The organism is Nitrobacter sp. JJSN, assembly GCF_051912485.1.
GTDB lineage: Bacteria > Pseudomonadota > Alphaproteobacteria > Rhizobiales > Xanthobacteraceae > Nitrobacter.
In genome coordinates this window covers 2,393,339-2,417,090 of the sequence record NZ_CP196822.1, presented here as the reverse complement: position 1 = coordinate 2,417,090, position 23,752 = coordinate 2,393,339, and the positions used below count along the sequence as shown (strand labels likewise).

The window sequence follows — 23,752 nt, the reverse complement described above, 5'->3', positions numbered from 1 at the left end:
GAGACTCAAGACTCCGAGCTCCCTCTTCAATGCGCGGCGGGACGATCAAATCATCTTCCGATCTTTCCATTTGGCCCAGATCGCTTTCATCTTGGTTTCCGCCCGCTTGAGAGCGTTCTCCGGAGTTTCGGCGCCCGCGGCAGCTTCGGCGAACATCGTATTGATCACCCAGGTATTGAAAGTTTCGTCGATCGCGGCGTTGGAGTAGCCGGGATAGCCGACGTTAGTTGCCCAATCGAGCACATCCGAAAGCACCGCGTACTTGTCTGGCGGCACGGCCTTGGAATCCATGGAGATGATCTGTGTCAGGTCGGGAACGGTCTTCGAGAAGCAGGGGAAGTTGTAATACTCGCTTGCCATGAAGCCCTGCTTGAAGTTGTCGATGTAGTCGACCAGGAACGTCTTCGCGCCGTCGATGTTTTCGGAGAATTTCCAGATCACGTAGCAATCCATCACATGCTCGAGGCCGATCTGCCGGACCGGGCCTTTCGGCGGCTTGGCGAGCCCGATCTTCTCGTGGATCGGCATTTTGTCGTTTTCGCCCGTGCGCGTGATCGAAATCGCGTTGAGCACCAGAGATGACCTGCCGGCGAGCATCTGCCGATTGTTCGACGACGGATCCCAGGCGAACACTTCGGGCGTTTCCGTTTCCTCGAATAGCGCTTTGACGAATTTGAGGGCTTCGAGGGTCTCTCTGGAATTGATCGCGAGATTGCCATCGACGTCCTGCTCGTGCGCGCCGAACGAATACATGAGCGCACGCATTGCCATCGCGGTGTCGAGTTCGGCGGAGAGGCCGATGCCGACCGGGATTCCGGTCTTGTCCTTGATCTTCTTGCCGCCGATGCGGACGTTGTCCCAGGTATCCGGCTTCATGCCGATGTCGCCCCAGAGATCCGAGCGATAGTTGACGGGATCGGGGACGAAGCTGTCGGAGAATGCGAAGTACTTCTGGGTCTTGGGATTGTGGGTGCTCTTCACGGCGAGATCGATCGGCTTGCCGTACTTTTTCTCGCACGCGTCGTAGACGTCCTTCATGTCGACGACCTGGTCTTCGTAGACCGAGGGCGGCGCGAGGAACATCACGAGGTCATGGCCTTTCTGCGCGGATACTTCCGCTGCCGCGCGCGAAGGAATCAGGCCGAGGTTGATGTTGTCGACGACCACGTCGGTGCCATGTTTGGCACCCCATTCCTTGGTGTAGGTGTTGTTAAACCACTTGTCGTAGCCGGGGACGAAGTGACTCCACTGCAGGATTTTCAGCGTCTTGGCGGCGCGGGCCGGCGTAACGTGGAAGAATGGGCCGACGGCGGCGGCTGCACCCACTGCGGTCTTGATGACGTCGCGGCGCGAGAGGCCATAGCGACGAACTGGATGAAATGCCATGTTTTCCCTCCCATCCTGATTTTTCAGCGGGAGGACGCATGCTTGTCAGGGCGGTCGAGACAAGCTCCCGCTGACATTAGCTAGCCATAATTATGCCCCGGATGGAGGATGCTGACAACGCGACAAATGAGCCGGCCTGGCTCCCCGTGTTTTCACGCTGGCTCCGTCGGTGAGCGCCGCATCGCATTTAACATCTGCGGAAACGCCCCTTCCACGCGATCGCTGGCGTACCAATCTTTTCAATAACTTAGTTGCAGTTTTGTTTAAGGCGTCTAGCGTCAAACGCTGGCGCACGATCTCGGGGTGTTCAGTGCTCACCGCCCATGATTTTCACTTTCCAGATTCCGGCGTGACTACCAGACATGTGGAGCAGTGCATCTTTAATCGATGCCTATACATTAAGCGATTTGATCGCACTCGGCAGGCACTGCATTGCTGCGGCCCTTTCCCAAGTCCTTGAAATTCCTCATTCGGGAATCTGGCACGACTATTGCTGAATACTTGATAAGCGCAACGTTGCGATCCCCGCCGCTGTCGCTGCGGAATAGGCACACCATGAACATGACCTTCGACCCGCGCGAACATCTGGTCGTCATCGGCAACGGCATGGCGGGCATGCGCACCGTAGAAGAACTGCTCAAGCTTGCCCCCGGCCGTTTCCGCATCACCGTGTTGGGCGCTGAACCGCACGTGAACTACAACCGCATCATGCTTTCCAGTGTGCTGGCGGGTGATAAGACGGTGGACGAGATCGTCATCAACAGCCGCGAATGGTACACGCAAAACGACATCACCTTGATCACTGGTGATGCCGTTACGCGCATTGATCGCGGCGACCGCATGGTGCATTCCGCGTCAGGACTGTCGGTGCACTATGATCTGCTGCTGGTGGCGACCGGCTCAAAGCCGGTAGCACCGCCGATCCCTGGTCTGAATTTGCCGGGAGTTTGCGCCTTCCGCGACATTGCCGATGTCGAGACCATGCTGGCGGCCTCGCGCGAACACAGGCGCGCCGTGGTGATTGGCGGCGGCCTGCTGGGCCTGGAAGCGGCCTGGGGCCTGAAGCAGCGCGGCATGACAGTGGCGCTGGTGCATTTGATGCCCACATTGATGGAACGCCAGCTGGATGCGGCGGCGGGCCAGATGCTACAGCGTGACCTTGATGGTCGTGGCATCGCCTTTTTCACCAATGGCCAGACCGAGGAGATCGTTGGCAAGGACCGCGCCGAGGGCGTGACGCTGGCCGATGGCCGTTTCGTGCCCGCTGACCTTGTGGTGCTGGCCATCGGCATCCGTCCCAACATAGACTTGGCAAAGAACGCCCAACTGGAGGTCAATCGCGGTATCGTTGTTGGAGATGATATGCGGACTTCCGATCCCACCATTTTCGCGGTGGGCGAATGCGTTGAGCATCGCGGCAATGTCTTCGGCTTGGTGGCTCCGATCTGGGACCAGGCCAAGGTCTGCGCCGCGTGCATGGCCGGTGACAAGAACGCGCTGTTCGTGTCGCGCGACATCTCCACCAGCCTCAAGATTACCGGTGTGGACGTGTTCTCGGCGGGAGCGCTATGCGCTGCCAGCGAGCAGGATGATGAGATCACGCTGCGTGATGACCGCCGGGGTATGTATAAGAAGATCGTGCTGCGCGACGGCAGGCTGGTCGGCGCGGTGCTGTACGGCAATGTGACGGACGGCCAATGGTACCTGCAGCTGATGCGCGACAAGCAAGATGTCTCGGCCCTGCGCGACCGGCTGGTGTTCGGCAAGGCGCTGGCACTGGTGGGTGCCAGCGTATCGGCTGAGCCGGACTACGCGTCCATGCCTGACGATGCACAGATCTGCGGCTGCAACGGCGTGTGCAAGGGAACCATTGTTTCGACGATCCAGGCCAGGAAGCTCACGTCCCTAAGCGAGGTGCGTGCGCATACCAAGGCATCAGCTTCCTGCGGCCAGTGCACCGCGCAGGTCGAAGGGCTGTTGGCTTTTGCCGTTGGCGGTGCGGTGAAGAAGAGAAAGAAGACGGTGTGCGAATGCACCGACGCCGGCCATGATGAGGTGCGCCAGGCCATCCTGGCGGAAAGCCTTAAGACCATGGAGGCGGTGCGCGACCGTTTCGGCTGGAGGAATCCGGAAGGCTGCGCCAAATGCCGCCCTGCGCTGAACTATTATCTGCTCTGTGCCTGGCCGGGCGAATATGCCGATGACGCCCAATCGCGCTTTGTCAACGAACGTGTGCACGCCAACATTCAGAAGGACGGCACCTACAGCGTGGTGCCACGCATGTGGGGCGGGTTGACCAACCCGAAGGAACTGCGTGCCATCGCCGATGTCACCGAGCATTTTGATATTCCCACCGTCAAGGTCACGGGCGGGCAGCGCATCGACCTGCTCGGGGTGAAGAAGGAAGACCTGCCCGGCGTGTGGAAGGTGCTGAACGAGGCGGGCATGGTGTCTGGTCATGCCTATGCCAAAGGTCTGCGCACGGTGAAGACATGCGTCGGCAGCGAATGGTGCCGTTTCGGCACCCAGGATTCCACTGGCCTGGGCGTGAAGCTGGAAAAGCTCACCTGGGGCAGCTGGACACCGCACAAGACGAAGATGGCGGTGTCGGGCTGTCCGCGCAATTGTGCCGAGGCCACCATCAAGGACATGGGCGTGGTCTGTGTCGAGGCCGGCTATGATCTTGTGGTCGGCGGCAATGGCGGCATTGAAGTACGCGTCACCGACCAGCTGGTGCAGGTGAAAACGGAAGAGGAGGTGTTGGAATACGCTGCCGCCTTCATGCAGCTTTACCGTGAGGAAGCGCATTATCTGGAGCGCACCGCGCCCTGGATCGAGCGGGTGGGTGTGACGTATGTGAAACAGCGCCTGGTGGAGGATGAGCCCGGGCGCAAGGCCTTGCAGGCGCGCTTTCTGCGCTCGCAGGAAGTAGCACAGGTGGATCCATGGGATGAGCGGGTTAAGGGGGCGGAAGCGCACGAATTCCAGCGCCTGCCCGAACTGGCGGTGTCGTGATGAGCAACTGGAAGAATATCGGGCCGCTGTCCAACATTCCGGTGCGCGGAGCGCGGCGGCTATGCATGAAGCATCTGGGCAAGCCGGTGGCGGTTTTCCGCACCAGCGAGGATGATATTTTTGCGCTGGTGGATGAATGCCCGCACAAGCAGGGGCCGCTATCGGAAGGCATTGTTGCCGGCAGAACCGTCAGTTGTCCACTGCACAATTGGGTGATCGGGCTGGACGACGGCCAGGCGCTAGCCCCGGACGAGGGCACGGCCCAGCCGCTGTCGGTGCGGGTGGTGGAGGGCGATGTCTATGTATATCTGCCCGAAGCGCTGGGGGCGGCGGCCTGAATGACATCGCTCGCCAACATGCGGATCATGGTGCCTGAAAGCCGCGAACTAGATTTGTTCGCCGCCATGCTGGAAGCGGAAGGGGCAACGGCGCTGCGCTGCCCTCTGGTCAAGATCCTCCCATTGCACGACACGGCGGAGCCGGATGCCTGGATCGACAGCGCCATCCGCGGCGAGTTCGACGAACTGATCCTGCTGACTGGCGAAGGATTGCGCCATCTGCTGACGATCAGCGGCGCGCGGCGCGACAGTTTCACCGCGGCGCTGAAGCGTATGCGGCTGACGGTGCGCGGACCCAAGCCCACACGGGCGTTGCGCGAGATCGGGCTGTCGCCGGATGTCACCGCGCCCATTCCCACGTCGGAAGGTGTGCTGGAAACCTTTGCCGGGGCCGATCTGTCAGGTCGCCGAATCGGGGCCCAGTTGTATCCGGGTGGTGGGGCGGAGAAGATGGTAAGCGCCTTGCATCGGCAGGGCGCGAAGGTCTTTCCTGTTACGCCCTATCGCTATGCCTCGGAAACCGAGATGGCGCAGGTGGCCGATTTCATCCACGAGCTGGCAGCCGGGAGAATTACCATGGTCGCCTTCACCGCCTCGCTGCAGATCGAGCGCCTGATGTGGGTAGCCAAGGAAGCAGGGCTGGAAGCCCAGTTGAAGCTGGGCCTGTCACGCACGCCAATTGCCTCGGTGGGACCGGTGATGCAAAAGGCGCTGCAGAAATACGGTTATGAGGCGGCCGTGCAGCCGGAAAACTCATACCATCTCAAGCCGCTGGTGCGCGCCATCGCCCGCTGGCGCCAATCGGCCCCATGACCACGCACACCTTTGGTGAGGACGGGTCATGTGAGGTGCCACGGAGCGTTTCCTCCGCCCGGAATTAGAGTCCGACCTTGTTTACGCCACGCGCGCGTCTGGCCATTCCAGAAATCGATGTCGGAAGACTGGATGTACCCGATCACGGCGCCGGTGGTGTGTGGGCGGCACCGTGATGAAGCTCCGCCTGCCAGACTTTCTCGTCGCTGTTCATGTGGGCGCAGAAACGCGACGTCAGCGACGTCTCTGCAGTTTCGCTAGGGCACCACGATCTTCTCCGCGGATTGAACCTCGAGGCCGGTCGGGTCAGTCTCGGTGAGCGTCCGCATCTACCGAAAAAGTGATCGATGCAACGCGAGTCATTGGCGGAACTAAGTCCCGAAGTTGATGTTGGGGCTGAAAATGCATGGTTCCTCCGGCGCACATACTGGGTGGAACTCGCCGGTCAACGCGCGACCGTTGGCTCATACCCGGACGAATACGGGTGCCTGATACGGCGGTTGGTTTACGGGTAAGTACACCGACGGCTGGATGGGCAGGTTCAAAAATGTGAGTGACAAAAAATGTGAATGACAACCGGCCTCGCGGCCGGACGAACGCACGAGGAGACGCTGATGAGCTGGATAATGGACCTCGTTAATCCCCGAGAGCGCAAATGGGAAGAGTTCTACCGCAACCGCTGGTCCCACGATAACGTCTTTCGCAGCACGCATGGCGTGAACTGCACCGGTGGCTGCTCCTGGGCGATCTACGTCAAGGACGGTATCATCACCTGGGAGATGCAGCAGACCGACTACCCGCTTCTTGAGCGCAGCCTGCCTCCTTACGAGCCGCGTGGCTGTCAGCGTGGTATCTCCGCCTCCTGGTACGTCTACAGCCCGATCCGGATAAAGTATCCATACATCCGTGGCCCGCTTTACGACATGTGGAAGGAAGCGAAGGCCTCGTTTCCGGATCCGGTGCAGGCCTGGGCTTCGCTGGTCGGCGACGAACAAAAGCGTCTGCGCATGCAGAAGGCGCGCGGCAAGGGTGGTTTCCGTCGCGCCAAGTGGGAAGAACTGGTCGAGCTGATCGCTGCGGCTTGCTTGTACACCGCGCGCAAGCACGGGCCGGACCGGGTGATGGGCTTCGCGCCGATCCCGGCGATGTCGATGCTGTCGTATGCCGCGGGTTCGCGCTTCCTGCAGCTCTTTGGCGGCGTGAACATGAGCTTCTACGACTGGTACGCCGATCTGCCGACCTCGTTCCCGGAAATCTGGGGCGACCAGACCGACGTGTGCGAAAGCGCCGACTGGTACAATTCAAAGTTCATTGTTTCGATGGCGTCGAATCTGAACATGACGCGTACCCCCGACGTGCATTTCATTTCGGAGGCGCGCACCGAGGGAACCAAGTTCGTGGTTCTTGCGCCGGACTTCAGCCAGATCGCGAAGTACTGCGACGAATGGATTCCGATTCAGGCGGGGCAGGACACGGCGCTGTGGATGGCGGCCAATCACGTCATCCTCAAGGAGTACTACATCGATCGCCAGGTTCCGTACTTCGTCGATTACATCAAGCGTTATACCGACCTTCCGTTCCTGGTGGAACTGGAGCCCAACGGAAACACGTACAAGACGGGTCGCTTGTTGCGCGCCAAGCGTGTCGCGCGCTACCAGGACGTCGAAAACGGCGACTGGAAGATGCTCGTCCTTGACGAGAAGAGCGGCGAACCGCGTGCGTTCAAGGGGCAGGTCGGCGATCGCTGGGGGTCCACGCACGGCAAGTGGAACCTGTCTGCCGAAGATACCCTGGACAACAGTCCGATCGATCCGGTGCTGAGCTTCCTCGATAAATCCGATGGGGTGGTCCAGGTCGGGTTCGACGACTTCGCCAACGGTCGCATCGTCTCGCGCGGCGTGCCGGTGAAGCGCATTGCGACCGACAAGGGTGATGTGCTCGTTGCTACCGGCTTCGACATCATGATGTCGCAGTTCGGTCACAGCCGCGGCCTGGAAGGTTCGTTCGCCACCAGCTATGACGACGAGGATGCGCCCTACACGCCTGCGTGGCAGGAGCGTCACACCGGTATCGGCCGCGAAACGGTTATCAGATTTGCGCGTGAGTTTGCGACCAACGCAGAGCTCACGAACGGCAAATCCATGGTGATCGTGGGCGCCAGTGCCAACCACTGGTACTACAACAACCTCTGTTACCGGTCGGCCACGGTCGCTTTGATCCTGTGCGGTTGCTGCGGCGTCAACGGCGGCGGTATCAACCACTACGTCGGCCAGGAAAAGCTGGCGCCTGTCGCGCCCTGGAATACGATTGCGATGGCTCTCGACTGGACCAAGCCGCCGAGGGTCGTGCAGTCGTCGACCTGGCACTATGCGCAGAGCTGTCAGTGGCGCTACGAGCAGGAGTTTACGGAATACGCCCTGACGGCGCCGAATCCGCGCTGGGCCAAGGGTCATGCGATCGACCTTCAGGCGAAGGCGGTGCGTTCGGGCTGGATGCCGTTCACCCCGCACTTCAACCGCAATCCGATCGAGCTCGCGGTGGAAGCCGAACGTGCTGGCGCGAAGACGACTGACGACATCGTAACTCACGTTGTCGATCAGCTCGCCAGCAAGAAGGTGAGTTTTGCGATCGAGGATCCCGATGCCGCGGAGAACTGGCCGCGGTTGTGGTTCATCTGGCGCGGCAACGCGATCCAGTCGAGCGCCAAGGGACATGAGTTCTTCCTGCGTCACTATCTCGGAGCGCACGACAACTCGATCGCCGAGGATCGGGCGAGAGGCAAGACGACTACCGTTAAGTATCGCGACATCGCTCCGCGCGGAAAGTATGACCTGGTTATCGATCTCAATTTCCGCATGGATACCTCGTCGCTCTACTCCGACATCGTGCTGCCGACGGCGTTCTGGTACGAGAAGAACGATCTCAATTCGACAGACCTGCATTCGTTCCTGCACGTGCTGGGGCAGGCGGTTCCGCCGGTGTGGGAGTCCAAGACGGACTGGGAGATTTTCAAGCTGATCGCCAAGAAGGTCAGCGAACTCGCTCCGCTGGCGTTCTCCAAGCCGTTCCGTGACGTGGTCGCTCAGCCGCTGATGCATGACACGCCGGACGAATTGGCGCAGCCGGAAATTCTGGACTGGGCCGAGGGCGAGTGCAAGCCGGTGCCGGGCAAGTCCTTGCCTCATATACGGGTGGTCGAACGTGACTATGCGAACTTGTACAACAAGTTCATCTCGTTCGGACCGAAAGCGCGGGAGGATGGTGTTTCTGCGGTCGGTGTGCAGATTCCGATCAAGAAGCAGTACGACCAGATGCTCGACAATCCGATCATGCCGATGCCCGATCCAAGGCATATGCGGTGTGTGGAGTGGGGTGGCAAGCGGTACCCGAGCCTCGAGGACGTGCTCGACGCGTGCAACACGTTGCTGACATGCGCGCCGGAAGCGAACGGCGAGGTCTGTTACCAGGGCTTCCACAATGAGGAGCATCATGTCGGCCTCCCGCTGGTCGACATCGCGGAGCCGACCAGAGGTGTCTCTACGACGTTCTATGATCTCACGCGTCAGCCGAGACGCATCCTCACGAGCCCCTGCTGGACGGGTATGACCAATGATGGTCGTGCCTACTCGGCCTGGTGCATGAATGTGGAGCGTCTGGTGCCGTGGCGGACGCTGACCGGTCGGCAAACGCTGTACATCGACCACCAGTGGTACCTGGACTTCGGCGAGCATATCCCGACCTACAAGCCGCGGCTTAACCCGCGCAAGACCGGCGATATCGTGAAGAGCCGGGTGGATGACCGCTCGCTGGTGCTGAACTACATCACGCCGCATGGTAAGTGGAACATTCACTCCACCTACAAAGATAACCATCGTATGTTGATGCTGTCTCGCGGCATGGATCCGGTCTGGATCAATGACAGGGACGCTGAGAAGATTGGTGTCGAGGATAACGACTGGGTCGAGGTCTACAACGACAACGGTGTGGTCGTTACCCGCGCGAACGTAAGCCGGCGAATTCAGCCTGGCACCTGCATGTACTACCACGCGGTTGAGCGTACCGTGTACATTCCGAAATCGCAGGAGCGTAAGTGGCGTGGTGGCGGGCACAACAGTCTGACGCGCACTCGTATCAACCCGCTGTTCCTGGCCGGTGGATATGCCCAGTTCACGTACGGCTTCAACTACTGGGGACCGACCGGTATCTTTACGCGCGACACCCACGTCGTCGTGCGCAAGATGGACAAGCTGGAATGGTAGGAAGCCCCGCGGACGCATGAACATGAGTACGAGCGCCCGGCGCAATTCGGCGCACGGGCGCGGGTCAGTGCCGGAAAGTACGTGACCATCACAACTACACGCGGCGCACCAATGGCGCGATTCGTCACATTCGGTCCGCTGTGGGGGACGAGCCGTTGGCCTATCATCATGGCAGCGGTGGCGACTAGCGCGACACGGCGTTGCAGCAGCGGGTGCCGGTCTGGACATTTGTTCCGAAAGCGGCTGCTGGAGGCGCTAGCCGGGAAGCCCGTGCCATCTCAATTCGGTGGCCGAGACCGTGAGGGCCACGGCGCTTCAGCAAGGATCATCCAGAGGGGTATAAAACGTCGCGTCCATCAACTTTTCTCCTTACGCGATGCGCCGACGCCAGGCCCCCATCAATTGTCTTTGCGTTGCATCCGAACGATCTTCGACGTTCTCGATAGGGCCGATGCGAACTCTTCCGCCATTTCCGGAAACAGAGCATAGGGAGCTTCAAGGGCAGTCGAACCGTCGAGAACCACAAGCACGTATTCCTGCCCAGGGATGGCAGTTACCGACCAAGATTGCAGTCCTCGGAAGCTTAGTGCCAGTTTCTTCGGTCGTTGTTTGGCCGATACCTCTTGTTTGACGCGCGCAAGCGATATCATGAGCGTATCCAGGTATTCGGTGAGCATTGATACCGTAATCTGCTCACCCGACTTTCCCTCGAACGTCAAGCTCAGTGACGAGCCGTCTACGGTGACGTCATGGAATCGAAGGCCAACTATCTCGGTCATCGAACAACACCGGCATTCGAAAAAGCGGTCATCGATCTGTACGAGCAACGATAAGTGATGGCCTAATTTGGTTGCGCTTCCGTCGGCACCAGAAAAGTAAAGTGATACTTGACGTCCTCGCCACGAAACCGGTCGATGGAAAACCAGACCTCCGCCTCGCTCTTCTCTTGAAGAGATGCGACTCGTACAACAAAGGTACTCTCTGGCTCGCACAAAGGCTTTCCACCAGTTCTCATTTGGCCCAACTCCTGAACGAACCACTCCTCTCGCACGCGCGTTTTGGCAGATCTCAATGAGGGGGCCGAGAATACCAAGACCGCCCTGCCATCGATTTCCAATGTGAAATAGCACGCCGAAGCAACATTGCTTTCATCCTCCCCCGACGGGTGGCGCCGTTCACGCCACTCACCGTGATTCGTTTGATGCTCGACGCCACGCCTGCCCTTCAAGCGCATCAGAACTTGGCGGTAGCCGACAGTCGGAATACCCGCGGTGATCCGGGAGTAATGTTATTGTTACCGTCTGCCGTCGCGTAGTATTTTTGATCGAACAAGTTCTCGATGTTCAGCTGAGCGCGCCACATCTCATTCAAAGTCAGGAAAACTGCGCCATCGACGCGCGTAAACTCCGGAATGCGGACAGTATCGTCGGACGACGCAAAGAAATTCGAGTAGTGAATGACTCCAAGGGCCGCCGCCCACATTGGATTGAACTGGTATTTGTTCCAGACAGAGATGGTGTTGTAAGGAACCAGCCCTACGCGGTTTCCGGCAACAACCGTACCCGATATATTGTTTGCGATCCGCGCATCCGTGTAAGCATACCCAGCGGTGACCTGCCAGGCATCCGTGATGTAGCCAGCGAGGGACGTCTCAAAGCCCCGCGTCTTGGTCGCCCCGTCGAGGAGGAAAAAGCCAGGATTGTTCGGATCCGCAACACGTTGGTTGGTCCGGTCGAGATCATACAGTGCCGCGGCAAACTGAAGCCGAGGCAAGATATCGTATTTGACCCCAACCTCAGTGTTCACAAACTTCTCCGGCTTTGCGATCACTAGCCCGGGATTGAGCGAGCTGAATTGATCGCCTGCGCTCGGCAGGTACGACACGCTATAGCTGCCATAGACCGACAGATTGTCCATCGGCTTGAAAATGACACCAGCACGCGGCGACACCAGATCGTCGACACGGCCCAGCACAACATTGGTCCGCCGATCTCGTGACTGAAGGTCGAAATGATCGAACCGCGCGCCACCGATCAATTGCAGATAACGGGTGATCTCGACCTGATCCTGAACGTAGATCGCGCCAAGATTGAGGTTGTAGGTATTGTTTGTATCCGTAGCGGTGTTTCTGAACGTCACGGGGACATAGGAAACGGGATTTCTTGGATCGATCGCGATAGTCGACGACACGCCGTTAAAGAAACCGCTTTGGCGGAAGTTCAGGCCGCTCTGACGACCGACCTCGCCTCCAAACAGGACAGTGTGACGCGTCTGCCCGGCGTCGAACTTGTAGGTCAGGTCTGTCTGATTGAAGAGGTTAGTACGGTCGGTTTCGTTGTTGTAGGCTGCCAGATTGCTGGACGTGCCGGCAACGTTCACCGCGCCTGAGTTCGCACCGCCGCCAGGATAAATATTCTGGTAGAATTTGTCGTAATTCGCAGCCTGGGTAGCGTTGCGGACCGTGAATCCGTTTTCGAAATCATGCTCGATAATCGCGGTACCGATGTCAACGTCGGCGCGTGCATAGTTCAGATTCGGATTGCCGAAGAAAGTCGATGCCGACGTGTTGTATGGGGGACGCGGCAGTGCTCCGCCCGGAAGGATTTGCGATGGAATGCCACGATCGACGGTGCGGCGGTCGTGCAGGTGCTCATAGCTGAGCTTGACCGTCGTGGTATCGTTTGGTGCAAACGTGACGGTCGGATTAACGGCCCAGCGCTCGAGATTCACAAAATCTCGGTAACTATCCGTATTTTCGTACATGGCATTGAAGCGAGCTGCCCAGTTCTCGTTGACGGCCTGACCGATGTCGGTCGTCACGCGCGCGCCCGGATAGGAACTTCCCCCGACCGTAACCTCCCGAACCGTCGTGCCATCGGCCTCCTTCAGCACCCGATTGATCACGCCGCCGCCGCCACCGCGTCCGAAGATCATGGCATTCGGGCCCTTCAAGACTTCGAGCCTTTGTAGATTGTAAAAATCCCGGAAATACTGCACGTCGTCCCGGATTCCATTCGTGTAAAAATCCGCATTGCTTCTTTGCCCGCGGATCACCAGGTCATCTCGATGAGACTCGCCCTGATGATAGATGACGCCGGGCACATACCGGGTCGCTTCGCCGATGGAGGTGAAAGACTGGTCCTTGATGAAGTCCTTCGTAAGAACGGTGACCGACTGTGGGATATTGATCAAAGCGGTGTTCGTTCGCGTTCCGCTGCTCGTGCTCTGTGTGATGTAACCTGCTTGCCCTGTTCTTGCGTCCTGGCTGTTTACGCTCGGAGGTTTTTTCTCCAAAGGCGCTGTCACCGCGGTTCGCCCACTGGGTCGCGCGACTCTCGGCGCCACGGATGTCGTTCGCGATCGCCGGGCTCGCGTTGGCGCTGTCACGGTCACCTGCGGCAGGGAGGTCGCGGATGACTGTCCCTGTTGAGCCAGGGTCGGGCTACTCTCGGCCAACAAGCCGGCGCCAAACACCACCGCCGCACTCGACAACAAGAATGAGCGCCAACCATGACGCTCAGCCCAACATCCGACGTTCAACATGAATTGCCCCTGAATTTCGCATGCCGCCTATTGAAGACGACGGCTTCGCGCCCAAACACAGGACGCATCTGCCGGGGCAGAATTAGGTGAGGATTAAATCTCGTTTAGAATAGATCAATATTCGCTTTAGCGTCGGCGCCAGCTTTCAAGCGGACACTTTGTAATCGTTCTAAATTTTACGGCCGACTATTGCTTGACCGGTCGGAGGTCCCCTGACAGTCAACCGAGGTCCGAGTAACGTTTAGCTGCCTCGTCCCGTCGGTGGATCACCCGGTTGATGCCATGCGCCTCCTGTTGATTGAAGACGACGCAATGTTCGGCAAGGCGCTCGCACGAGGACTCAAGCAAAACGGCATGACCATCGATTGGGTTCGCAATGGTGCGGACGGCTTTGCCGCATTGAAACGTGCGGAACATGCAATTGCTCTACTCGACGTCGGACTTCCGGAGATGTCGGGTTTCGATGTCCTGAGGGCCATGCGCGGCACCAGCAAAATTCCACCCATTCTCATCATCACAGCCCGCGACCGGGTGGAAGACATGGTGACCGGTCTTGATCTCGGAGCTGATGACTACATCGTCAAACCATTTGAACTTCGGGCTCTCCTCGCTCGTATTCGGGCCATCGTGCGAAGGATACACGCCCGATCCAATTCCTTGGTGACGAGTAAGGAAATCACCCTAGATCCCTCCACTTACGTTGCGACTTTCCGCGGTATCGAGTCTGTTCTTTCCGCACGTGAATTCTCGGTCCTGCACGCGCTCTTGGAGCGGCCGGGAACGATCCTCTCGCGTTCCCAGATCGAGAACCGTATCTACGGCTGGAGCGAGGAGGTCCAAAGCAATGCCGTCGACGTAGTCATTCACGGACTGCGCAAGAAATACGGCAAGGATATCATTCGGAACATACGGGGCGCAGGTTGGATGGTAACCAAGGCTGGCATGTGAGATCTCTTAGCAAGGCTATCATCACTCCGGTTACATCATTGCTGACGGTATTCTGTCTGGCTGCAGCAGCAATGTCGTTCATGCTTGTTGCCTTCGAAATGAACAAGTTTCTTGATGCACAGCTTCAGGAGATAGCCATCAATGTAGCCCCGGGTGAACGCCGCGACGCGGATCCGCTGTTCGATGCGGAGCATGAGGACCAACTCGTCGTTCGCATCTGGGACCGCTCAGGCAATCTTGTTCATCGTACAGGCCCGACGGTCAACATTCCTTGGCTTCCTCAACCGGGGCTTGCCGATGTTGTAGCCGAAGGACAGGAATGGCGCGTTTATCGGTGGAGCCACGCGCAATATAACATACAGATCGCACAGGCTTGGAGTGCACGCCGGGAAATCGCGGCGTTTGCGGCAACCGGCGCCGCACTTCCGTTGCTTCTGTCGATCCCTCTTGGCTGGTTCATCATACGCCGATCGATCCGTCGAACCCTTCGAGGTCTTCACAGTCTATCAAGCGACATCGGTCGCCGTAGTGTGGACGTGCGGGAACCTCTGGGAACTGTGGGGGTACCGAGCGAGATAGTTCCTCTGATCGTAGCTCTCGACAAATTGGTCGAGCGCTATCGCGGAGCGCTGGAAGCTCAAAGGCGTTTCGTTGCCGATGCCGCACATGAACTTCGGACGCCGCTTGCGGCGCTGCAGATTCAGGCGGACAATCTACTCGCATCGGATCTCAGCGATCGATCCCGGGAGATGGCAAACGACCTCGGCGAAGGTGTTCGGAGATCGTCCCATTTGGCGAGTCAACTCCTGGAAATGGCGAGGACCGAAGGTGCCGCGTCTCCGGAATATCGGGCAATTGACCTCGCCGAACTTATCACGTCGATTCTGGTGGACTTCGTCTCGCTTGCCGAGACGAACGACATTCAGTTTGAACGGGAGATTGTCGCCGCGGCTTCCGTCAGGGGCGACGAGGCTGCAATCCGAAAGCTGGTATCGATCCTTCTCGACAATGCAGTTCGTTATTCCCCAAGGAACGGGCTGATAACGGTCAGGCTCTCCTTCGCCGACAATCGACCGAAGATAGATATTCTGGATGGCGGTCCAGGAATTGCCGACGAGGCAATGCCTTTCATCTATGATCGCTTTTTCCGGGCTGCGCCGCAGGAAGTCGAAGGTACCGGGCTCGGATTGGCAATTGCGAAAACCACCGCGGATCGCCACGATATTCAGTTAGGCCATGCAAATCGGGCAGATCAGACCGGCACGATCGCGACAATCATATTTCCGTAGGAAAGTACGATCGACTCTTGGCGAACATGTCCCAGAGCCAGCCGAGTCGCGACCAATCGGCGAGAACTCCAGAGGCGCGATTACTTGAGCGGCCTTACTGGGTTTCCGGTGATACTGATGTCATGCGGATCACAGTACGAGGAGCGTAGTGGCCGCTACCTAGGTTCTGAGAAAATGAAACGAGTCTGATGATTTTGAGAGATTTGGTTTGGCGCGATGCTGTACCAGCCCCTTGCGCTGATCTTCGTGATGACCGCTCGTCCTGACGAATTTCTATGCCGTTGGGGATTGTTGCTTCCTTACTATGTCGGTCTGCATCTGCGCCGTCACCCAGTAGCGCATATGATCATCCGGATATTGGAACTTTTTGTTGGTGAAGAGACCCTGCTTGCAGATAACATTATAGTCAGCGGTGCGAACCGGCAGGGTGTTTGCTACGGGGTCAACAACAATAGGGCCCGTCATTTCAAATACGCTCGTGATGGAATTGTCCTTTATGTTTTCTCTGATCCGGTCGGCAATTGCCTCTAAAATCGGGTTGTTGGGGACGCTTGCCATGAAGTAATTGCTCAAGCCCTCGTTTTTCGTGCGAACAAGAAGTTCAGTTTGATCGGGTTCGAGGAAAGATTCCGGTGGCCACGACAACGTGGCATCGATGTCCAAATAGACGCCGCCGTGTTTCAGCAGAACTAGGGTACGCCAAAGGTCGGCTTGGGCTGCTCCTATCTGAAGGCGCGAATAGCAATCATAGGTTTCGGCATCAAAGTTTTCTTTGATAAAGCTTATGCGGTCGTTGTCGCCACAGAACCGAAACTCAAACGTGGAGGCCATCAACCTGTTGAAGAGGTAGTTCACGTAGACCGAAAGCGTGACCTTATTGGTGTAGTTAGTGAGCCAGGCTATGCGCGGTATTGCTTTTGGGGAGGATGCCCGGAACAGTGCACGCGCAGATGGCGGGATAGTGTACCGCTTCTTGGGCCTCAGCCAGAGATCGAAATAGAAGATAACCTTAAGAAGATTGCCGACCAACTGCACAAGAACTGTGATTGATCGTCGAAGAATCAACATCGTTCATATACTCCCCAGACCCGCCAGAAGATGAAGATAAACGTGTAACGAGGTCATCCAAGCGCAACCGTAGGATGATCGCAAGTCGTTGTTGCACTTTTACCCGCCCAGAGCGGCTCCGGCGGGGTTTGGGTGGCTTCGGCCACTCCTTTTTCGTTGCACAAAGGGAGTAATCATAGGGCTTTTGGTGTTTCCCTTAGGGAGCGCCAGCACGTAGTGGTTAGTTGGCTCTGTGGCGGCAATAGCGGCATCTGCTAGCGGTATAGCCCCCCGTTGTGCAGGCCCGAGGTATTGTAGAACTGCTCAACTCGGAGAGTCGGGCTCTAAGATCCACATCGTCGAGTAGGTGAGGAGCGGATTCTGGGTACTGTCGGCCGCAATTAAACGCGCGTATCCTCGCGCATGATGATCGGGATCAGGTTCGCAAGTGAACTCCAACGGGCTTCGGCATTGTCTGCGATCGAAGAATGGCGGCCGGTAACAGGACGTTGCCCTAGGATGTCGGAGCAGCGCGGGACATCGGCGCTCGATGGTATCGCCCTCCGCCGCACTGGTAATGTTAGGCACTCTGCCGCGTTCGCAGGCGGCCGCCAGACAACATGTGCATTCACCGGAACTCTTGGCGACGGGCTGTCTGCGGCTGGGTGTTGAGGGCTGACCAATTAAGATTACATCTTAACCAAACATTAAACATGCGTTTGCGGGCGCGAAATGACGCGCCTAGCGTACGGCCAAGGGCTGTCAAACAAACAAAGAATTGGAGCGTGCCATGACCTACAGGAAGCTTGGAGCGCTTGTTGCCGCCGGCGCGATCGCGCTGGCGTTTGCGACCAATGAAGCGATTGCGCGCTCGGGCAGCGCAGCAGCGCCGCCGGCGGGAGCCACGGTGCGGGCGGCGCATGCGTCCAATGGACTGCACGGGGTCCGCCATCGCGGCAGGGGAGTCGGCGGCTATTTCTGGCCCGGCTATGGCGATGCTTATGACGCTTACCTGCCTGGAGCCGGGCCGATCACGGCGCCGTTCGCCGGATCGAACGAAGTCCGTTACACCACCACTTACGACGTGCCCTGGGACTGGGTGCATCGCTTTCCGCCAAATGTGATACCGTCGGATCGGCCCTACGTGCCCGGCTGTACCGGGGAGAGCGTCGACGTCGGTGCCGGCAAGACGGTCAACGTCATGCGCTGCTACTGAGGCGCTTACAATCCAACAACGAAAAAGGCCGTCCTCGCGGGCGGCCTTTTTCGTTGGCTCGCTGCATTTTTGGTCAAATGGGTCCGAAAAGCTTCGTTTTGGTATTGTTTGGACGCGAAGGCTGAAACAGGGGTTCGATTCCCCCAGGGAGCGCCACCCAGTACTCACCTGCGAACCCGGGGCAGCTCTGGTTCGGCTGGCCAGCACGGCTTTCTCCAGCAAATCCTTGCAGCCTATGATGCGAATTGAGCTGTCGCCGACCTCGACTACGCTGATGAGCGATTGGAGGTAGGCCTTCCGGAACGGAATGGATCCGGAGGTAAAGTTTTCTCGCATTGTTCGGCCAAACTGCTCAAGCAATGCTGGGTCGATCTGAATCGCATTTGCAGATTGTGATTTGGCCCGTTCAAGGCCCGCTTTTGAGCGATCACGATCCGCTTTCAGACCGTTCAAGCGGTCCTTGAGAACATCGTCGACCTCGGTGATGCCATCTTCGATGAGTTTGTACAGCCGCTTAAGCCTGTCGTCGGCGTCGCTGACCTCCCGCTGGAGCGCTGCGATACGCGCATTCACCGATTCCGCTTTTTCGGCTCGACGAGCCGACAGCGCCGAAAGAATGGCCGCAAGCCGCTCAGGATGGAACAGCCGCTCAGTCAGTTGGGTGGTGACGAGCGTGTCCAACTTTTCCATGCGGACCGAGCGACCCTTGCAGGCCGTTTTTCCCTTTCGGGCGCAAGTCGAGCACGAATAGTAGCGATGGATATGACCGGTCTTCGAGGTGCCGGTCCGCAGCGTCATGGCGCCGTTGCACGTTGCACAGACCGCCAAACCGGTCAGCAACACGGGGCCCGTTGTGACGCGCGGCGCCACGACCCGCGGGCTGCGTGCATGGAGCTGCCGACGTACCTGTTCGAAGACGTGAGGCTCGATGATCGCGGGAACGGCGGGCGCTGACCAGCGCCTGACGGACTCCCGCCTCGGCGGCGAGGTCATCCTGGGACCAGGCCGAAGCATACTTGGGCGCGAGTCAGCTTATGTACGGGCGGTGTTTCGCCTTGGCCGAGGTAGGGATCATCGCCACGCGGCCATAGCGGATGCCACGCTCGGCGATATTACGATCGGCGAAGTTGCTGCACGTCTCCGCTTGATCCCTAGAGCGGTCACCTCCATGCACTATCGTCGTCGAGAGGGATGTGGAGCTAATGCAGAAAGGCCCAGCAATGCTGCCGGGCCTTCTTATTCCTTGCTCAACGGTGGGAGTTAGAAGTCCATACCTCCCATGCCGCCGCCTGGGGGCATCCCGCCAGCGCCTGCGTTCCTCTTCGGCACTTCGGCCACCATGGCTTCGGTGGTGATCAGTAGTGCCGCGACGGACGCTGCGTTCTGGATTGCGACACGAACTACCTTAGTCGGGTCAATGATGCCCTTGGAGATCAGGTTGACGTATTCGCCAGTCTGCGAGTCGAAGCCATACGAATACTGCTCCTTCTCGAGGATCTTGCCGACGATGATGCTGCCGTCTTCGCCTGCGTTGATCGCGATCTGGCGGGCCGGCGCGGAGAGCGCCTTGCGCACAATCTCGACGCCGGTCTTCTGGTCATCGTTCTGCGTCTTAATGCGCTTGAGCTGCTCGGAGGCGCGCAGCAGGGCGACGCCGCCACCCGGAACGATGCCTTCTTCAACCGCCGCGCGGGTCGCATGCATCGCGTCGTCCACGCGATCCTTGCGCTCCTTCACCTCGACCTCGGTCGCGCCGCCGACGCGGATCACCGCGACGCCGCCGGCGAGCTTGGCGAGACGCTCCTGCAGCTTATCGCGGTCATAGTCCGAGGTGGTTTCCTCGATCTGCGCCTTGATCTGGTTCACGCGCGCCTCGATGTCGGCCTTCTTGCCGGCCCCGCTGACAATGGTGGTATTCTCCTTGTCGATCATCACCTTCTTGGCGCGGCCGAGCATCTGGAGCGTGACGTTCTCGAGCTTGATGCCGAGATCTTCGCTGATCGCCTGACCACCGGTCAGGATGGCGATGTCCTGCAGCATCGCCTTGCGGCGATCGCCGAAGCCCGGTGCCTTGACGGCGGCAACCTTGAGACCACCGCGCAGGCGGTTGACCACGAGCGTGGCGAGCGCCTCGCCTTCGACATCTTCGGCAATAATCACAAGCGGTTTGCCGCTCTGCACCACGGCTTCCAACAACGGAAGTAATTCGTTCAACTGAGATAGCTTCTTTTCGTTGATGAGGACGTAGGCATCTTCCATTTCAACGCGCATCTTGTCGGCGTTGGTGACGAAGTAGGGCGAGATATAGCCGCGGTCGAACTGCATGCCCTCAACGACCTCGAGTTCGGTCTCGAGCGACTTGGCTTCCTCAACCGTGATGACGCCCTCGTTGCCGACCTTCTTCATGGCGTCGGCGAGGAACTTGCCGATTTCCGTGTCGCCATTGGATGAAATGGTGCCGACCTGGGCGATTTCTTCGTTCGAGGTGACCTTCTTGGAGTTCTTGACGAGGTCGGCGACGACGGCTTCCACCGCGAGGTCGATGCCGCGCTTCAAGTCCATCGGGTTCATGCCGGCGGCGACCGACTTGGCGCCTTCCTTCACGATCGCAGCCGCCAGAACCGTCGCGGTGGTGGTGCCGTCGCCGGCAGCATCCGCGGACTTGGAGGCGACTTCGCGCACCATCTGCGCGCCCATGTTCTCGAACTTGTCCTCAAGCTCGATTTCCTTGGCGACGGTGACGCCGTCCTTGGTGATGCGCGGCGCACCATAGGACTTGTCGAGCACGACGTTGCGGCCTTTGGGGCCGAGCGTGACCTTCACCGCGTTGTTGAGAATTTCGACGCCGCGCAGCATGCGGTCGCGAGCATCGACGCCGAATTTGACTTCTTTGGCTGACATAATGATCTCCGTTTTCGTCAGATCCCAAAGACCGCGCGATCGGACGGTTTCTTGAGAAATGAGATTTGGATTGCGAGCCTTATCCTTCGAGACTCCGGCTGCGCCGGCTCCTCAGGATTAGGAAAACTGGTCGCGCTACGCGGCCTTCTTCTTGGCGGCGGGCAGATCGGTGAGAACGCCCATGATGTCGCTTTCCCTCATGATCAGGAGATCCTGACCGTCGAGCTTTACCTCGGTGCCGGACCACTTGCCGAACAGCACGCGGTCACCAACCTTGAGATCGATCGGGATCAGGTTGCCTGCCTCGTCACGGCCGCCAGGCCCGACGGCTGTGATTTCGCCCTGAGAGGGCTTTTCCTTGACCGTATCCGGAATGATGATGCCGCCAGCGGTTTTGTCTTCGGCGTCGATACGCTTGACCACGACGCGATCGTGAAGCGGACGGAAGTTCATGCGATCCTACTTTGCTGTTTGTGATTATTTTTGGAATTGGCAGTCGTAATGCACGAGTGCCAACCCATCCTGACATAAGCCCGGAACGCTGGGGCGCAAGATCTGCGGCCCGCGATGTTTTCCAGCTCGAATTGATCAGGAGGAACGCTCGGCGATTGCTTAGCCGGCGAAGTAACATGCTGCTAGCACTGACATATTGAACGTTTTCGGTTTTGACGAATTGAGGATCATGCAACTGTTTCAGTTGGGCTGGAGGTTAGCATGGTCGAGAAAGATGCGGTTTCCAAGGATTTCAGAAAACAGGTCTTAGGCTACGGACTGACAACAGCGGAAATCGTTTATCGCCGCCCGGATCATCGCTGGTTACTGCAAACATACGTCTGGCAGGACTACGATCTGTTTCCGAGTTTCCCCGCGCTACACGATTTCCTCGCGTTCTGGGAAAAATCACTCGAAGGACCTCTGTTCGCAGTTACCGTTGCGCACTCGAAACTGATCAAGCCGGCCGAATTGCACGCCATCGACGGCATGTTCCGGTTGCATTAACGCAAGGGATTAGACTTTGATGATGCCAGCGAAAGCCGAGGCGTCGCCTCCGATCGTCTTCGTGATCGACGGTCAGCCGATTCTGGCGTTCGAGGCCGCGACATTTCGCCAAGCTAGAGAACTCGGTAAGGAGACTGGCTGCAAGAAGACTTGAAGCGAATGACGTTCGGGCACAGGCCGCTTTGGGAGGGGAAGTCGCCGATTGGGGTGCGTCGCGCCAAGCCAGCAGAAGAAGTGTATTACGTTGATGCGAAAACGGAGAACGCTGCGGGCGACTTGCCTTTGGTCTATTTGGTCCAGCGCGACGGTGAAACGGATACAACTGGTCCCGTCACTCGTGGATCATTTCCGCCCGGGAGATGATTTCGAGGTAACCCCTTATCGGCAGACTGGGGCAACCTTAATTGACGAGCGCGATTGTCGCGACCTGATGCACCGATGCCACGTTCCTGCCGAACGATATCCCGAGCTAGCGGCTGAGAGCCTCAAGGAAACTCTCGCGCCACGCCATAATGTTATTGCGGCCCAGTATCGCCATCATGGCTCGCCAACGCTCGCATCGTTCCTCAAGTGGCATCCCCAGCGCTGTCTGCAATGCTTCGGCGACGGCGTCGGGGTCATACGGATTGGCAATCACTGCAGTGTCGAGTTCGTAGGCCGCACCGGCGAAGGGCGAAAGAATAAGCACGCCGGGGTCATCGGGGTCCTGTGCAGCGACATACTCCTTGGCAACCAGGTTCATTCCGTCGCGCAATGGAGTGACAAGAGCGACTCGGCTGAGCCGAAAGAAGCCAGCGAGCGAGCGCTGGGAAAAGCTCCTGTTCAAATACTGGATTGGCGCCCAATCGAGTTCCGCGAAGCGACCGGCCACATCACCCGCCAACGCACCGAGCCTCTGCCGCAGCGCACGGTATTCAGGAACGTCGCTGCGCGTTGCGGTGGCGATCTGTAGGAAGCGGACGTGGTTGTGGTACGCGGGATAACCGTCGAGAAAGGCGGCGAACGCTTTGAACCGGTGCTCGAGTCCCTTACTGTAATCGAGCCGGTCAACCCCAATGATGAGCTTGCGCCCCCGCAGACTCTCCTGCAGCCGGCGTGCCGTTCGGGATTTCACAGCGCGACCGGCCATTTCGGCGATGGCTTCAGTATCGATACCAATCGGGAAGGCGCCGGCGCGTAGATCCCGATCGAAGGCGTGAACGTGGCCATCGGACGAAATCTTGCCACCTGCGCGGCGAAGGATGGCGTCATGGAAGGCTGTCAGATCCTCCACCGTCTGGAAGCCGACGAGATCGTAAGCGCACAGTGATTTCAGCAGGTCGCTGTAGTGAGGAAGAGCCGCCAGCACCCCCAAAGACGGAAACGGCGTATGCAAGAAGAACCCGATTCGTTGTGTCGCCCCGGCGCGGCGAAGTTCCTCGGCCATGGGGATCAGGTGGTAGTCATGCACCCAGACGAGGTCACTCGGCCTGAGCAAGGGCACGAGCGCGTCGGCGAGTAGGGCATTCACGCGTCGATAGGCGGCCAAGTTTCGGCGGGTAAAGTTCATGAGGTCAAGCCGATAGTGGAATAGAGGCCACAGCGCCGCATTGGAGAAGCCGCTGTAGTAGCCGTCGTGGTCCGCGCGGGTAAGATCGACAGTGGCGTAGGTCACTCCCTCGGTCTCGAAAACGTTCGGCTCCGGTGCCGCTTCTCCCAGCTTTCCACTCCAGCCAAACCACAAGCCACCAGCCTGATGCAGAGCATCGACGAGGCCGGTCACAAGCCCACCGCTGCGCTGCGCACCTTTTCCCGGCAAGGCGACACGGTTGGAGACGATGACCAGGCGGCTCAAGCGGGGTTTCCTCCTTACTTTTACGGTGCGTCAAGCCGAGCGGCTTCTCGCCAACACGGCAGTCGCAAACAATCGAGGGTGGCATCCGCCGGGGAGCCTACATTCGTCTCCCCCAGTCATCACGCGAGAAGCCACCCTTCTCTCTAACGGAACCGGTAGTTCCG

At 58.7% G+C, this 23,752-nt stretch carries 16 protein-coding genes and 1 pseudogene; 9 read left to right on the top strand and 8 right to left on the bottom strand.

Translation table 11 applies throughout. The annotated features are described in order from the left end of the window. Positions 1–45 precede the first annotated feature (45 nt). On the bottom strand, positions 46–1,386 hold the full coding sequence (locus tag ACSZOQ_RS11995; protein ID WP_439922743.1) for an extracellular solute-binding protein: 1,341 nt from the start codon (positions 1,384–1,386) through the stop codon (positions 46–48). 555 nt (positions 1,387–1,941) lie between these two features. Between ACSZOQ_RS11995 and nirB the strand changes: the two genes are divergently transcribed. From nirB to ACSZOQ_RS11975, 4 genes are all read left to right on the top strand, one after another. Beyond that, positions 1,942–4,401 carry a nitrite reductase large subunit NirB gene (nirB, locus tag ACSZOQ_RS11990; RefSeq protein ID WP_439922742.1) on the top strand — a complete coding sequence of 820 codons (2,460 nt, stop codon included), beginning with the start codon at positions 1,942–1,944 and terminating at the stop codon, positions 4,399–4,401. After that, positions 4,401–4,739 carry a nitrite reductase small subunit NirD gene (gene nirD, locus ACSZOQ_RS11985; protein ID WP_439922741.1) on the top strand — a complete coding sequence of 113 codons (339 nt, stop codon included), beginning with the start codon at positions 4,401–4,403 and terminating at the stop codon, positions 4,737–4,739. The genes nirB and nirD overlap by 1 nt, the downstream gene beginning before the upstream one ends. A gap of 18 nt (positions 4,740–4,757) precedes the next feature. Then, the gene (locus ACSZOQ_RS11980; protein WP_439922740.1) at positions 4,758–5,552 is read left to right on the top strand and encodes a uroporphyrinogen-III synthase; all 795 of its coding nucleotides are present in this window, start codon (positions 4,758–4,760) and stop codon (positions 5,550–5,552) included. Between the two features lie 614 nt (positions 5,553–6,166). Next, entirely contained in the window at positions 6,167–9,811 is a 3,645-nt protein-coding gene (locus ACSZOQ_RS11975; RefSeq protein WP_439922739.1) for a nitrate reductase subunit alpha, read from the top strand. A gap of 398 nt (positions 9,812–10,209) precedes the next feature. Here ACSZOQ_RS11975 and ACSZOQ_RS11970 read toward each other — a convergent pair whose 3' ends face one another. Together ACSZOQ_RS11970 and ACSZOQ_RS11965 are read right to left on the bottom strand one after the other, a co-directional pair. Next, entirely contained in the window at positions 10,210–10,590 is a 381-nt protein-coding gene (locus ACSZOQ_RS11970) for a hypothetical protein (RefSeq protein ID WP_439922738.1), read from the bottom strand. Positions 10,591–11,044: 454 nt separating this feature from the next. Then, complete coding sequence (locus tag ACSZOQ_RS11965; protein WP_439922737.1) at positions 11,045–13,003, bottom strand: TonB-dependent receptor; 1,959 nt, start codon at positions 13,001–13,003, stop codon at positions 11,045–11,047. Positions 13,004–13,636: 633 nt separating this feature from the next. Between ACSZOQ_RS11965 and ACSZOQ_RS11960 the strand changes: the two genes are divergently transcribed. Together ACSZOQ_RS11960 and ACSZOQ_RS11955 are read left to right on the top strand one after the other, a co-directional pair. After that, complete coding sequence (locus ACSZOQ_RS11960) at positions 13,637–14,302, top strand: response regulator transcription factor (protein ID WP_439922736.1); 666 nt, start codon at positions 13,637–13,639, stop codon at positions 14,300–14,302. Positions 14,303–14,340: 38 nt separating this feature from the next. Then, positions 14,341–15,591, top strand: a complete 1,251-nt coding sequence (locus tag ACSZOQ_RS11955) for an ATP-binding protein (RefSeq protein WP_439922735.1) — start codon at positions 14,341–14,343, stop codon at positions 15,589–15,591. Between the two features lie 273 nt (positions 15,592–15,864). Here the strand turns inward: ACSZOQ_RS11955 and ACSZOQ_RS11950 are convergent, their stop codons facing one another. Then, on the bottom strand, positions 15,865–16,659 hold the full coding sequence (locus ACSZOQ_RS11950; RefSeq protein ID WP_439922734.1) for a glycosyltransferase family 32 protein: 795 nt from the start codon (positions 16,657–16,659) through the stop codon (positions 15,865–15,867). 769 nt (positions 16,660–17,428) lie between these two features. Here ACSZOQ_RS11950 and ACSZOQ_RS11945 point away from each other — a divergent pair. Beyond that, on the top strand, positions 17,429–17,854 hold the full coding sequence (locus tag ACSZOQ_RS11945; RefSeq protein ID WP_439922733.1) for a hypothetical protein: 426 nt from the start codon (positions 17,429–17,431) through the stop codon (positions 17,852–17,854). Between the two features lie 714 nt (positions 17,855–18,568). Here the strand turns inward: ACSZOQ_RS11945 and ACSZOQ_RS11940 are convergent. The 3 genes and pseudogenes from ACSZOQ_RS11940 to ACSZOQ_RS11930 all read right to left on the bottom strand — a co-directional run. After that, positions 18,569–18,652 (bottom strand): annotated as a pseudogene (locus ACSZOQ_RS11940) (hypothetical protein); the annotation flags it as partial. 462 nt (positions 18,653–19,114) lie between these two features. After that, positions 19,115–20,755: a chaperonin GroEL gene (groL, locus tag ACSZOQ_RS11935; RefSeq protein ID WP_439922732.1), complete on the bottom strand. Its 1,641-nt coding sequence runs from the start codon at positions 20,753–20,755 to the stop codon at positions 19,115–19,117. Between the two features lie 135 nt (positions 20,756–20,890). Beyond that, on the bottom strand, positions 20,891–21,208 hold the full coding sequence (locus tag ACSZOQ_RS11930; protein WP_439922731.1) for a co-chaperone GroES: 318 nt from the start codon (positions 21,206–21,208) through the stop codon (positions 20,891–20,893). A gap of 261 nt (positions 21,209–21,469) precedes the next feature. Between ACSZOQ_RS11930 and ACSZOQ_RS11925 the strand changes: the two genes are divergently transcribed. Together ACSZOQ_RS11925 and ACSZOQ_RS11920 are read left to right on the top strand one after the other, a co-directional pair. Further along, positions 21,470–21,754 (top strand): usg protein, encoded by a 285-nt coding sequence (locus ACSZOQ_RS11925; RefSeq protein WP_439922730.1) that lies wholly within the window; start codon positions 21,470–21,472, stop codon positions 21,752–21,754. Between the two features lie 19 nt (positions 21,755–21,773). Continuing rightward, complete coding sequence (locus tag ACSZOQ_RS11920) at positions 21,774–21,908, top strand: hypothetical protein (RefSeq protein ID WP_439922729.1); 135 nt, start codon at positions 21,774–21,776, stop codon at positions 21,906–21,908. Between the two features lie 315 nt (positions 21,909–22,223). Here the strand turns inward: ACSZOQ_RS11920 and ACSZOQ_RS11915 are convergent, their stop codons facing one another. Next, positions 22,224–23,588 carry an alpha,alpha-trehalose-phosphate synthase (UDP-forming) gene (locus ACSZOQ_RS11915; protein WP_439922728.1) on the bottom strand — a complete coding sequence of 455 codons (1,365 nt, stop codon included), beginning with the start codon at positions 23,586–23,588 and terminating at the stop codon, positions 22,224–22,226. Positions 23,589–23,752 lie beyond the last annotated feature (164 nt).